At 61.5% G+C, this 12,628-nt stretch carries 14 protein-coding genes; 11 read left to right on the top strand and 3 right to left on the bottom strand.

The window, feature by feature from the left end:
• The first annotated feature begins 233 nt into the window (after positions 1-233).
• The 6 genes from R3355_RS13185 to R3355_RS13160 all read left to right on the top strand — a co-directional run bounded on the left by R3355_RS13185 (position 234) and on the right by R3355_RS13160 (position 4,049).
• On the top strand, positions 234-419 hold the full coding sequence (locus tag R3355_RS13185; protein ID WP_318961589.1) for a prepilin-type N-terminal cleavage/methylation domain-containing protein: 186 nt from the start codon (positions 234-236) through the stop codon (positions 417-419).
• Between the two features lie 29 nt (positions 420-448).
• Positions 449-916: a hypothetical protein gene (locus R3355_RS13180; protein WP_318961588.1), complete on the top strand. Its 468-nt coding sequence runs from the start codon at positions 449-451 to the stop codon at positions 914-916.
• Between the two features lie 78 nt (positions 917-994).
• On the top strand, positions 995-1,174 hold the full coding sequence (locus R3355_RS13175) for a prepilin-type N-terminal cleavage/methylation domain-containing protein (RefSeq protein ID WP_318961587.1): 180 nt from the start codon (positions 995-997) through the stop codon (positions 1,172-1,174).
• A gap of 274 nt (positions 1,175-1,448) precedes the next feature.
• Positions 1,449-2,258 carry an ABC transporter permease gene (locus R3355_RS13170; protein ID WP_318961586.1) on the top strand — a complete coding sequence of 270 codons (810 nt, stop codon included), beginning with the start codon at positions 1,449-1,451 and terminating at the stop codon, positions 2,256-2,258.
• Position 2,259: 1 nt separating this feature from the next.
• Positions 2,260-3,099 (top strand): hypothetical protein, encoded by an 840-nt coding sequence (locus R3355_RS13165; RefSeq protein WP_318961585.1) that lies wholly within the window; start codon positions 2,260-2,262, stop codon positions 3,097-3,099.
• Entirely contained in the window at positions 3,096-4,049 is a 954-nt protein-coding gene (locus tag R3355_RS13160) for an ABC transporter ATP-binding protein (protein WP_318961584.1), read from the top strand. The genes R3355_RS13165 and R3355_RS13160 overlap by 4 nt, the downstream gene beginning before the upstream one ends.
• A gap of 102 nt (positions 4,050-4,151) precedes the next feature.
• On the opposite strand, the gene R3355_RS13155 is transcribed toward R3355_RS13160, so the two are convergent.
• The 3 genes from R3355_RS13155 to nadC all read right to left on the bottom strand — a co-directional run bounded on the left by R3355_RS13155 (position 4,152) and on the right by nadC (position 5,617).
• The gene (locus R3355_RS13155) at positions 4,152-4,436 is read right to left on the bottom strand and encodes a type II toxin-antitoxin system RelE/ParE family toxin (RefSeq protein ID WP_318961583.1); all 285 of its coding nucleotides are present in this window, start codon (positions 4,434-4,436) and stop codon (positions 4,152-4,154) included.
• Positions 4,426-4,668: a CopG family ribbon-helix-helix protein gene (locus R3355_RS13150; RefSeq protein ID WP_318961582.1), complete on the bottom strand. Its 243-nt coding sequence runs from the start codon at positions 4,666-4,668 to the stop codon at positions 4,426-4,428. The genes R3355_RS13155 and R3355_RS13150 overlap by 11 nt, the downstream gene beginning before the upstream one ends.
• Positions 4,669-4,768: 100 nt before the next feature.
• On the bottom strand, positions 4,769-5,617 hold the full coding sequence (nadC, locus tag R3355_RS13145; protein ID WP_318961581.1) for a carboxylating nicotinate-nucleotide diphosphorylase: 849 nt from the start codon (positions 5,615-5,617) through the stop codon (positions 4,769-4,771).
• A 613-nt stretch (positions 5,618-6,230) separates the two neighbouring features.
• Here nadC and R3355_RS13140 point away from each other — a divergent pair.
• From R3355_RS13140 to R3355_RS13120, 5 genes are all read left to right on the top strand, one after another.
• A complete protein-coding gene (locus R3355_RS13140) occupies positions 6,231-8,543 on the top strand; it encodes a DUF1631 domain-containing protein (protein WP_318961580.1) in 2,313 nt (770 codons plus the stop codon).
• A gap of 593 nt (positions 8,544-9,136) precedes the next feature.
• Positions 9,137-9,766 carry a DUF1780 domain-containing protein gene (locus R3355_RS13135; RefSeq protein ID WP_318961579.1) on the top strand — a complete coding sequence of 210 codons (630 nt, stop codon included), beginning with the start codon at positions 9,137-9,139 and terminating at the stop codon, positions 9,764-9,766.
• Between the two features lie 61 nt (positions 9,767-9,827).
• Complete coding sequence (locus R3355_RS13130; RefSeq protein WP_318961578.1) at positions 9,828-10,322, top strand: MOSC domain-containing protein; 495 nt, start codon at positions 9,828-9,830, stop codon at positions 10,320-10,322.
• Positions 10,323-10,671: 349 nt separating this feature from the next.
• Complete coding sequence (locus R3355_RS13125) at positions 10,672-10,845, top strand: DUF3094 family protein (protein ID WP_172143889.1); 174 nt, start codon at positions 10,672-10,674, stop codon at positions 10,843-10,845.
• A gap of 63 nt (positions 10,846-10,908) precedes the next feature.
• Positions 10,909-12,216: an NAD(P)/FAD-dependent oxidoreductase gene (locus tag R3355_RS13120; RefSeq protein WP_318961577.1), complete on the top strand. Its 1,308-nt coding sequence runs from the start codon at positions 10,909-10,911 to the stop codon at positions 12,214-12,216.
• The last annotated feature ends 412 nt before the right edge of the window (positions 12,217-12,628 follow it).

The following is a 12,628-nucleotide window of genomic DNA, read 5'->3' as shown; positions in this document are numbered from 1 at the left end:
TGCAGCCTGCTAATTGAAGGGAGGCGGATGCTGCTGACTTATAGCCTAATCGCGCGCCAAGCCCAAGTGCAGCAGTCGCGCCTGACAAAAAACGTCAGTAGTTGCCGTGCTGGGAGCGGGCGGTTAGTGGTGAGTAGCGGGAAAACCCATGTGCAGCGAGTTCTGCCGAGTTGGCACGCCATCTGCTTTGTCATGCTCAGGTCAACGACCTTAACCATAATAGGAGCTTGTCCATGAAGTCTCTCAAGAAACAAAAAGGTTTTACCCTGATCGAACTGATGATTGTAATCGCGATCATCGGTATTTTGGCCGCTATCGCCATTCCGCAGTTCAACGAGTATCGGGCAAAGGCAAATGACTCTACTGCCAGTGCTGATACCAAAAACAGCATTACTGTCATGTCGGCCGCGCAGCGTTGATTCGCTTTAATTGCTTCCAGGAGAAAATTATGAAAAGCATCAAGTTTGGTGTATTGCTGAGTTTAGCGATTTCTGGGGTTGCTTTTGCGACTGATGATGCCGGTACTGCAATAGTGTCAGGCGAATCCATTACTAATACGGCCGCTGACTGTTCGCTGTTGTCTGAGCCGGTTACTATTAATTTGTCTAGTGGTGTTGTTGGTGCTTATGCCTGTGATACCACGGACAATGTGATAGCAGTGGCAGCATGTCACCCTAGTGGCCGTAAAACAGTTACTTTTGATTGCGATCCTAGCCTTGCCACAGACGCAACAGGCTATGTCGCAGGTTGCGAAGCGGTAGGCACTTCCACTACTGTCGGCACTTATACTGCTGATGCGGGTGTTGCATATGTTGCGAGCACCAGCGGTGGGCGTGTTGCTGGTGTCGCTGCCGAAGGCTGCACAGGTACCGGTGCAGTGACCACTGCTGAGGCGGAAACTGCAGCTGGCATATAAGGCAAATGATTGCCTTAAAAAGGGTATTTTCTCCCCTTTTTAAGGCAGTCTAGAGTTGGACTGGGAACGGTATCAGCTATGGGTGGCTACGCCAAAGGTTTCACTCTGATAGAACTAATGATTGCTGTAGTTATTATTGGGGTTCTTGCTTCCTTAGCTGCGCCATTATTTATTGAGGCAAGGGCTAAGTCGAATGATCTTAATGCGGTGGCTGATGTTAAGAATTCTATTAGCGTGTTAGCTGCAGCAAAGCGATAATGTCGAGCGATTTTTGTAACGGCTTGTTGGTTGTGAAATTTAATTAGAGAGTGGGGCTTGGAGTCGATTTTCTTTTAATTTTCTTGGCTAATAAAATGCTCTGTAAGTCAAATTTTTCTGTTGTGTATGTTTTCGCTAAAGGAGCTTTCGTGATGTGCCGCAATTATAGTTTTTATTGAAATAGTGGCAGCTCAGTAGGCTTGAGTGGCGCCGACTATCTATTTACCGTTTGCGATAGTGCTTTTACCTCCTTATGAATTTCTGATGACCGCTTATGTTGTATTCCCCTGATTTTTTGGCCGGAATTCGCCTGGCCTTGCGCGCCCACTATCTCTGGCTGGCGGGCTGTTCATTGCTGGTACTGGCCCTGGCTGTGCTGCTGGCCGCCCAGTTCAGTGGCCGCCAGCCTGCCACAGTAGCGCTGGATATCGGCCTGTCGGTAATGCGCCTGCTCTTGCCGCTGGTGCTGGTGCTGATGACCCAGGAGCTGCTCTCCCGCGAGTTCGACCAGCGCTATTTCCTCAATTCCCTGACCTATCCGCGTCCACGGCATAAGCTGTTGCTCGGTCGTTTTCTTGCCGTTGCTGCCTTGACCCTTGGCCTGTTGCTGGCGATGGCGTTGTTGCTGGCGCTGCTGGTCGGGTTGGTCGGCCAGGGTTACGCGCAGGGCACCCCGGTGGCGCTGGACATGCACTACCTGGTCAGCATTGCCTTTGTCGGGTTGGATCTGCTGCTGCTGACGGCGCTGGCCTGCTTGCTCGCCGTGGTCGCCTCGACCCCCAGCTTCGTTTTGATCGGCACCTTCGGCTTTATGCTGGTGGCGCGTTCCTTCGCCGCCATCGTCGAGCTGCTCAGTCGTGACACTTGGGTGGTCGGCGATGCCGAGAGCTACCGTGCGGGCGTTGGCCTACTCGGTTATCTGCTGCCGGACTTGGGGGCGCTGGATGTACGCATGGTCGCCCTATACGGCAGCATGGACTTCCTCCCCGCCGACTGGTCCTGGCTGCTGCTCTCCAGCCTGGCTTATGTGGTCGCTCTGTTGGCGCTGGCAGTTTGGGCGCTGCAACGCAAGCGGTTTGCCTGATATGCGCAGTCGCTATGCGCCCCTGTTGCTGGCTATGCTGGGCTTTGCTGTCTTCGCCGGTATCGCCTTTTGGCGCGCCCAGCAGCCGTTGCCGGTCGTACAGCCGCAGGTGCAGGATCGGGTAGTGATCGCCGCACCGATCCTGCTGGCGCTGTATGGCGGCGATCGCTTTCTCGCCGCCGATCTGGAAGCCATGCGCCTGGCCGCCACTGGCATGGACGACGGGCAGAGCGATACCAACTATCTGATCCGTGCACAGCAGGTCGTCGCGCAGCTGAATGGCTGTCACGAAGACAACTATTACCTGGCCAACGGCCTGCTCACCTGGGGCGGGGCGGTCAGCGAGGGCAATCAGGTGCTGCGTGCGGCGGTGCAGTGCCGTACCTGGGACTTTGTTCCGGCGTTTTTCTATGGCATCAACCTGGCGTTCTTCCAGCGCGATTTCGCCGAGGCGCAGCGCGTACTCGAATTAGGCGCGCAGCGCTCGCCGGAGAATGCCGCAAACCTGCGCAAGCTGGCGGTGATGCTGCAAACGGAAACCTTCGCCGATGAAAAGCTAGCCCTGGATTACCTGATTCAACAACGCGACGCCGCCAGCGATCCCAAGCTGTACGACATGCTCGACAAACGTGTCGTTCGCCTGCAAGGTCTGGTTACCCTGCGCGAGGCGCAACGGCGTTTCGAGGCGAAAAACGGTGCGCTGGAAAGGCTCGAGCAACTGGTCGAAGCCGGGCTATTGCCGGCCTTGCCGGAGGACCCGCTCAGGCTCGGCTACGAGTTGCGCGAGGGGCAAATTATCTTGAAGAAAATGAAGATCGCCGGCATGGAGGATCAGTCGTGAGTGCTGCACTGGAATTTCAGGGCGTCAGCCAGACCTTTCGCGTCAAGGGCAAAGCGGTGCAGGCGCTACGCGATGTCAGCTTCAGCCTGGCCGAGGGCGAGGTATTCGGCTTCGTCGGGCCCAACGGCGCCGGCAAGTCGACCACCATCAAGGTCATGCTCGACATCATCAACGACTACCAGGGCCGGGTTAGCCTGTACGGCACCTGCGCGCGCCAGGCCGAGGCGCGCCAGGGCGTGGCCTACGTGCCGGAAGCCCCGGCGCTGTACGAGCAGTTCACCCCACTGGAAATTCTGCGCATGGCCTTGTCCATGTACGGCATCCGCCGGGCGGACGAGAAGGCCTGGTGCCTGAACTGGCTGGAGCGCTTCTCCATCGGCGCCTCAGCCAACCGGCGTATCCGCGAGCTGTCCAAGGGCACGGTGCAGCGCGTGGCGCTGGCCCATGCCATGGTGGTGCAGCCCAGGTTGCTGGTGCTCGACGAGCCGCTGTCCGGCCTCGACCCGGTCGGACGCAAGGATGTGGTGGATATCCTCAACGAATACAAGCACCAGGGCGGCGCGATCTTCTTCACCTCCCATGTGCTGCACGACGTCGAACGCATCGCCGACCGCTTCGGCTTTATCAACAAGGGCGAACTGCTGACCGTGCGCTCGCCGCGCGAACTGGCCGCCGAACGCGCCGATTACCTGCTGGTGCGCTTCAACGCCGCACACGCCATCGCCCCCGGCGCCCGCCCATTGCGCGACGGCGAGTTCGAATGCGAACTGACCCAGGTCGCGCTGCCAGCCTTCATCGCCCAGCTCAACCAGGCCGGCGGCCACCTGCTGGGGGTAAAGCCGGCGGTGTCGCTGGAAAGCGTGTTCTTCAAAATCCTCGACGACGCCGCCCGCAAACCCCAACCCGCCCCAACCCTCGAGCCATCCCCACCAAACAAAATCCCGGCCTGAGACTGCGGCCGCAGGGCTTTTGTAGGATGTGGCGGGCCGCGCAGGCTTGAGCGCAGCGATACCCATCAACCGATTGTGGATTCGGGTGGGTTGCTGCACTGCTTACCAGCGTTGCGACAGGCTCCGTGAGGTATGAAATACCCGCAGTATCTCTATGATTTGGCGATTCACGCGGTAGGGGATCAGGTAGCGAGAATCGAGCACTACTAACTCCCGAGTGCCGGGGACTCGGCCGGGGCGGCCAAGGTCGGGTTGGGTTTCAAGCAGGGCGATTGCTGCAAGGATACGTGATGCGGTGCGTCGAGCTGCTTGCGGGTCTTCAGCTGCAATGAAAGCGATTTCTTCGTCCAGGTTACGCAGGGCCGTCCGTAGCCATTTAATCTGCATTCACGCCCCACTTGTTGCGCAGCGCTTCTACTTCGGCAGGGCTTGCGAAGTCGCCATTATCGGCTTCGGTGAATGCGCTTTGGATTTCCCCGATCTGCCATTCGTTTAGCGCGATGTACTCGCGAATAGCTTCTGCAGCCAGAAAAGACCTGCTCCTGTTGGTCGCTCCGGCCAGGGCGTCCAGGCGAGCCTTGGTGTCTTCCTCCAGGCGGATGGTCATTGTGGTGGACATGGCAATTATCCCTAGTGCGTGTTTGTGTACAAGGTAGCACATGGTCGGGGCGGGACAAATTCTGACCTGAGGCCCGCGCCGTTTGCCGCGACCTGACTGCTTACAAGCTCAGGCGCATCGACAAATCCACCGCTTTCACATCCTTGGTCAGGGTGCCGATCGAGATGTAGTCGACGCCGGTTTCGGCAATGCTGCGCAGGGTGCTTTCATTGACGCCGCCCGAGGCTTCCAGCTTGGAGCGACCCTGGGTGATGGCCACCGCCTGGCGCATGTCGTCCAGCGACAGTTCGTCGAGCATGATGATGTCGGCGCCGGCGTCGAGGGCTTGTTGCAGTTCTTCCAGGCTTTCCACTTCGACTTCCACCGACTTGCCGGGGGCGATCCTGTGTGCGGCTTGCACGGCTTCGACGATGCCGCCGCAGGCGGCGATGTGGTTTTCCTTGATCAGGAAGGCGTCGAACAAGCCGATGCGGTGGTTGTGGCAGCCGCCGCAGGTGACCGCGTATTTCTGCGCCAGGCGCAGGCCGGGCAGGGTCTTGCGGGTGTCAAGCAGTTTGACCGCGGTGCCTTGCACCAGGTCGGCGTAATGCTGGCAGCGGGTGGCGACGGCAGACAGGGTCTGGAGGAAATTCAGGGCGCTGCGCTCGCCGCTGAGCAGGGCGCGGGCCGGGCCTTCGAGGTGGAACAGGGCCTGGTTGGGGTTGACGCGCTCGCCGTCGCGCACCTGCCAGTGCACGGCGACGCGCGGGTCGAGCCGGCGAAACACCGCGTCGACCCAAGAGGTGCCGCAGATCACCGCGGCTTCGCGGGTGATGATGGTGGCGTGGGCCAGGCGCTCGGCGGGGATCAGTTGTGCGGTGATATCTCCGCTACCAATATCCTCGGTCAGCGCGCGACGAACATTGGCCTCGATTTCGGCAGTCAGGTCGGCGAGGGTTAGGTTCGGCATGGTGGGCTCCACTGTCAGGGTCGGGCGATTATAGGGATTGCCAAGGGCGGGTGCAGCGAGATTGCTGGCAGGCCGTTGAAAAACCACCTGCGTTGGCAACACTGCGTTAAAAACGGCCTCGCGTGCGAGCCCAGTCAAAATGCTCATTTACAGCACGTAAACTGCGCTTTTGATTCGCTACGCTCACCCCTTCGGGGCCAGCCTGCGGCTGTTACTGCGCTGCGCTACGTTGCGGCCGTTTTTGCCTTGTCTCGCCTGCCTCGTCTACGTTTTTCAACGGCCTGCTAGGGGCCGGTCGGAGGCGCAGCCCGCACCAGCCTACGGATCGCGTAGTTGAAATAAACCCTGTGTAATCATTCGGGCAGATTGCCGGGGTATTTGCCCGAATGATTGCGTTTGTCGGGTTCTGCTCGTCGGCGCGAGGCTGGTGCTTTATATCTGTGACCTGTGTCATATCCGCAGGAAAAGTCTGTTTGGGCTGGACGCGACAACCCTATAATGACTTTACCTTCTATAAATATTGACGCCATAAGTTTGACGTTAGGGATGACGCTCGGTTGGTTGCCATGCAGATCGATTGGCCCAGGCAGGGGCAGTCTGCAGGAGAGTCGCAATGAAGACTGACGCGAACGTGGTGCACCTGAACAAGGTGGCTGCAGAGCAATCGCCCACTTCACCGGTAGGAAGACTGCCCGTGGCGCTCATTCACCTACGCGACAAGGCTGCGCAGCGGCTCAAACAGTCCCTGCAAATCCTCTTCGACAATGCCGACGATACGCTGTTCGAGATGGCGGATCGGGCGACCAGCAATGCCGAGCAGAACGCGTTCTTCGAAGCCATGCGCGATCTGCGCCTGAAGCGCAAGAATATCGAGCGCGCCTTCCTGCAAGCAGTTTTCGAGCCTTTTGCCACCCTCAATCAATACGAGATCGGCAAGCCGTCACTGGACGCTCTCTCGTTCGACAGCCTGGCGCTGGTGCAGCACGATGAACTGGAAGAGTCCGTGGCGCTGGATGCCATGGTGGCCAAGGTGATGAGCCGGGACAGCATGGGGGTCGGCCACCTGACCACGCGCCTGAATGCCATGGTCAGCAAGAAACTCGACGACAAAACCAACCCGCTCGGCCCCACTGCGCTCTGTGAGGCCTTCCTCGAGGCGTGCAGCAGCCTGGGGGTGGAGATCAAGGTCAAGCTGATCATCCTCAAGCTGTTCGAAAAATATGTATTGGCCGATCTCGATCAGCTTTATGCCGAGGCCAACCAGCTTCTGGTCGCTGCAGGCGTGCTGCCTGAGCTGAAGTCGGCGCCGGCGCGGCGCAACCCGGAACGCCCCGGGACGGCTGCGCGCGCCGCTACCGAACAGACGGACGGCAGTGCTGGCGAGCATGCCGGCGACGGCGTACAGGAAGTTTTCGTGGCACTGCAGGAACTGCTTGCGCAGGTGCGCGGCAGCGCCATGCCACGGCGCGAGATGCCGGACGATGCGCTGCCGATCACCAGCCGGGATCTGCTGCGCCTGCTCTCCCATATGCAACAGCATTCACCGGCGCAGGCCAGCGATGATTTCGATCTACGCGAGCAACTCGAACAGCTGCTCAGCCGCGCCAGCGCCAGGAGCGGCAAGGCCCGCGTGGTCGGCGAGGTGGATGAGGACGTGATCAATCTGGTGTCGATGCTGTTCGAATTCATCCTCGATGACCGCACCCTGCCGGATTCGCTGAAAGCCCTGATCGCGCGCCTGCAGATTCCGATGCTCAAGGTTGCGGTGCTGGACAAGACCTTTTTCAGCCGCGGCAGCCACCCGGCCCGGCGCCTGCTCAATGAAATCGCCTCCGCCGCCCTGGGCTGGGGCGAGCAGGACGACACCCAGCGCGACAGCCTGTACCAGAAGATCGAACAGGTGGTGCAGCGCCTGCTCAACGACTTTGTCGATGACCCGCTGATCTTTTCCGAACTGCTGGCGGACTTTCTCGCCTTTACCGGCAATGAGCGGCGGCGCAGCGAACTGCTGGAGCAACGTACTCGCGATGCGGAGGAAGGCAGCGCCAGGGCTGAGCTGGCTCGGCGCCAGGTCGAGCTGGCGCTGAATGAGCGTTTGCTGGGCAAGCGCCTGCCCGAAGTGGTGGTGCGCCTGCTGCAGGAGGCGTGGAGCAAGGTGTTGATGCTCACCTGCCTCAAGCATGGCGTCGACTCGCCCGAGTGGCAGAGCGCACTGGCGACCATGGATGACCTGGTCTGGAGTGCACAAGCCCACGAGGATCCGGAGGCGCGTCTGCGCTTGCTCGAGCTGGTGCCGGGTCTGCTCAAGGCGCTGCGCGAAGGCATGGCCAGCGCGGCGTTCGATCCGTTCTCCACCGGCGAGTTTTTCAGTCAGCTGGAGGCCCTGCATGTGCAGGCTTTCCAGCGTTTCAAACGGGCCATGCCCGCCGCCGAGAAGGCTCGGCCCGAGGAGCCGGCCGGACTCGAGATCGACGCCGAGGCGCGTGTCGCCCTGGCTGAGGCCGGCGCCGAACCGCTCCCGCAGGAACTGCCGCCAGCGGCAGAACTGGACGGGCCGGCGATGATCGAGGTGATCGAAGAGATCGTGCTGCTGGCCCCGGGTCAAACCAGCGCGAGCGAACCCGAAATCAGCCTGGCGGATGACGATGAAGCCCTGCTGCAGGTGGCTAACCTGCGGGTAGGCAGCTGGGTGGAGTTTCAGGAAGACGAGGAACACAAGCTGCGCTGCAAGCTGGCGGCGGTGATCAAGCCGACGGGCAAGTACATCTTCGTCAACCGCACCGGCATGAAAGTGCTGGAAAAAACCCGCACGGGCCTGGCCGTGGAATTTCGCCGCAAGGCCATCCGCCTGCTCGACGACGCACTACTGTTCGACCGGGCGCTGGAATCGGTGATCGGCAACCTGCGCAGACTCAAGGGCGCCTGACCCCCGCCCCGCCCGGGCCCTCCCACAAGGGCAGCAGACAGCACACTCCCCTGCAGGAGGGCCGCGCCCGTACTCGAAAATGCTCCCGACATTTTTCCTACCTCCCTCAAATGAGGTCGCCGACGGGCTCGCGGCATTTCCCACATCCATCTGGGTCACGCGCCCCGCGGCGATGGTGGACATGGAACTGGACGTCCGCCGCCCTCATCAAAGAACCCGTATATCATTGATTTTATTGGCTATGACGATTTATGTAGGAGCGGGGGGGGACGCCTAGTTCCATGCCCGCGAAACCCATCGCGGGCATGGCCCGCTCCTACAGGTACCCGCAAGCCGACAGACGCGATTGCCTCCAGTTTGCTGCGCGACAGCGCGGCGTCGAAGACGACGGATGAACTCCTACAGTGCCGACTTCATGCAACAGCTAACAGGTACATAGCCAACAAAAAAGCATCGCGCCGAGGTCACGGAACGCCGCCCGGGCCCTCCCACAAGAGCAGCAGATACCGCACTGATCGTTTTCCTGCGGAGCAGAACAAGGCCGTCATGCAAGGGGGTACCAAGCCGCCATGACGGCGAGCTAAGCTGTATGCATGGATGATTCAGACTATCTGCGCCTGCTCACGCACCAGGCCGAGCAGGCCAATGCGTTCCTTTCCAATGCCCGCAAATGGGAGCGTGAGCGTTGGGTGTGCCAGCGCCTACTGCAAGCCTTGAACGTCAGCCATCGGCTCGAGGAGTTCAGTGCGGCCGGGCAGGAGCCGCCGGACGTGCTGTTTCGTGATGCCAGTTTCGAGGTGTTTTTCGTGCTGGACGAAGGCCGCCGCCTCAACGATGAGTGGCGCGTCGAGCTGGAACGGCGGCGTAGCGCCTTCTCGCTCAGCCAACTGGTGCGCCGCGAGGCCAAACCCCGGCGCATCGGGGCCACCGAACTGCAGGCACGCCTGGCCCCGACCCTGCGCAAGAAAGCCCACAACTACAGCGAGCGCGGCCTCGAGCCCAGCGAACTGGATCTGCTCGCGTTCGTCAGCCTGAAACGCGTCGTACCCGACTTCAACAGCCACTTCCCGCCACCCACCGAGTTCCTGCGCCAGGGCTGGCGCTCGCTGTCGCTGGTCGGCCCGACCTTCGCCCGGGTCCTGTTCGCGCACCCCGACGCACCGGATTTTCTGCGCAGCAACCTCGGCCGCAGCGTATTGTTCGATGTCGGGATCAGCCTGTGACGGCCCAAGACACTGCGACGCCCGGCAATCCGGCTCACCTTGCGCAGCATACGAGAGGCCAATGAGCCCACTACAAGAACTGCTCGCCACCGTGCCGCAACGGGGCCAGGTACGCTGGATCGGCGTACGCCCCACCTCGCGCGGCGCCATGCTCGAACTGGATGCGGTGGAGGCGCGCCGCGAAGCCGGCCTGACCGGCGACCACAGCCGCCCCGGACCACGCAATGCGCGGCAGGTCACCCTGATCCAGTGGGAACACCTGGCAGTGATCGGCGCCCTGCTCGGCCGCCCCACCACGCAGCCTACCCAGCCACAAGACCTGCGCCGTAATATCGCCATCAGCGGCATCAACCTGTTCAGCCTCAAGGGCCGGCGCTTTCGCATCGGCCAGGCCGTGCTGGAAACCACCGGCTGGTGCCAACCCTGCGCGCGGCTCGAAGAGCGCCTGGGATCGGGTACTTTCCAGGCGGTGCGCGGGCACGGCGGCATCACCGCCCGGGTACTGCAAGGTGGCATTATTCGCCTGAATGACGACCTGTACGTTGAGCCTTTGTGAACGCCGCGGCGTAGGGTCTGTTGCCGTTTCGATGCGGCCGCGACGGAGCCTGTTTTTGCGCGGAGCAAGGCTCGAGGAGCGTAGTTTGGTTGTTCCAAATCAGCGACGAGAAACGCAGCACCGCGCAAAAACAGGCCCGTCCCTTCGGGTTGCGCGGCAAATGGCGCCAGGCGGCGTTGCAGGGCTTGGCAAGGGAGCGACCATTACCGGCGCCCTGTGCCTTCCCTGGCACCATTTGGCGCAGCAACGCGGCTAGCATCGAAATGGCAACAGACCCTAAAATAGCCACCACCCACAGACCGGCCGAGAACCGCAGTGTTTTCCCACGGTCTGATCCCTCGAGGTTCCTATGTCCAGCCGCCTGAGTCCCGACGATCAAAAACGCGTCGACCAGTACCTGAGTGCCCCGCAGCATCAAGTCGAGCGCCAACCCTTCAAGGTGTGGCGCTTGCTGCTGATCATTGTCGGCGTAGTGATCGCCATGGGCCTGCTGAGCCGCCTCCTGAGTCGCCTGGTGCTATGAGCTGCTTCGCGCTCGCCCAGCAAGACTCGACGAATTTTTTTCCAAGCCTTGTGAGAGTGATCCATGTCCCATCGAATCCTGATCGTCGGCGGCGGCGCCGGCGGCCTGGAGCTTGCTACCCGTCTGGGTAGAACTCTGGGTAAACGCGGCAAAGCCAAAGTCACCCTGGTCGACGCCAACCTGACGCATATCTGGAAACCGCTGCTGCATGAGGTGGCCGCCGGTTCGCTGAACTCTTCGGAGGACGAGCTGAACTACGTGGCCCAGGCCAAGTGGAATCACTTCGAGTTCCAGCTCGGGCGCATGACCGGGCTCGAGCGCGCCGAACAGCGCATCACCCTCAGCGCGACGCTCGACGAGCATGGCGAGGTGCTGGTGCCCGAGCGGCAACTGGGCTACGACAGCCTGGTGATCGCGGTCGGTAGCACCACCAATGATTTCGGCACCCTCGGCGCCGCCGAACACTGCCTGTTCCTCGACACCCGCGAACAGGCCGAGCGCTTCCACAGCCAGTTGCTCAGTCACTATCTGCGCGCCCACGCCAGCCAGAGCGATACCACCGAGCTGATCAACGTGGCCATCGTCGGCGCCGGCGCCACGGGCGTGGAACTGGCCGCCGAGCTGCACCATGCGGCGCATCAACTGGCGGCCTACGGCCTGGACAGCATCCACCCGGAAAACATGCGCATCACCCTGATCGAAGCCGGACCACGGGTGCTGCCGGCGCTGCCGGAGCGGATCGGCAAGCCCGTGCACAAGACCCTGGAAAGCCTCGGCGTCACGGTCATGACCAACGCCTCGGTCAGCCAGGTGACCCGCGATGCCCTGCTCACCGCCCAGGGCGACACCATCACCGCCAGCCTCAAGGTCTGGGCCGCGGGAATTCGCGCGCCCGGCTTCCTCAAGGACCTCGACGGCCTGGAAAGCAACCGGATCAACCAGCTGCAGGTGCGCCCTACCCTGCAAACCACCCGCGACGACAATATCTTCGCCTTCGGCGACTGCGCCGCCTGCCCGCAACCCGGCAGCGAAGGCCGCAACGTGCCGCCACGCGCCCAAGCCGCTCACCAGCAAGCCTCGCTGCTGGCCAAGTCGCTGAAACTGCGCGTCGACGGCCAGGGCCAGGCCCTGCCGGAGTACCGTTACCGCGACTACGGCTCGCTGATTTCGCTGTCGACTTTTTCTGCGATCGGCAACCTGATGGGCAACCTCACCGGTAGCGTGATGCTTGAGGGCTGGCTGGCGCGGGTGTTCTATGTGTCGCTCTACCGCATGCACCAGATGGCGCTGTACGGCCCGCTGCGCACGATGCTGCTGATGCTCAGCGACCGCATCGGCCGCAGCACCGAGCCACGCCTGAAGCTGCACTGAGAGGCAGGACATCGGACTACGGAAGTGATGGGTATCGCTTCGCTCAATGCCATCCTACGGGTTGGTGACTGCAGAGCCTTTGTAGGATGCGGTTGAGCGCAGCGATACCCATCGGCGGCACGCAGAGCAACTCGCAGCAGGCAGTGCACCATTGGTTTACCGGCGCGGCACAAAAACTGGCGGGCTGTCGCTGCGCTCCGAGGCCGCCCTACGGAACGTCGCCGAACGCACGATCTGACATAACCCGCAATCAGTAGGGTGTCACTCGCCGCAGGCAGTGCACCATTGGTTCACCGGCGCGGCACAAAGCTGGCGGGCTGTCGCTGCGCTCCGAGGCCGCCCTACCACCTAACGGAACGCCGCCCGGACCGCCCTGCCTTCGAACAGATCGCCACTTCAAGCCGGCTATCGT

Origin of the sequence: Pseudomonas sp., assembly GCF_033723075.1 — a bacterium.
Lineage (GTDB): Bacteria > Pseudomonadota > Gammaproteobacteria > Pseudomonadales > Pseudomonadaceae > Aquipseudomonas.
The sequence above is the reverse complement of the archived record's forward strand: the minus strand, read 5'-3'. Positions and strand labels throughout refer to the sequence as shown.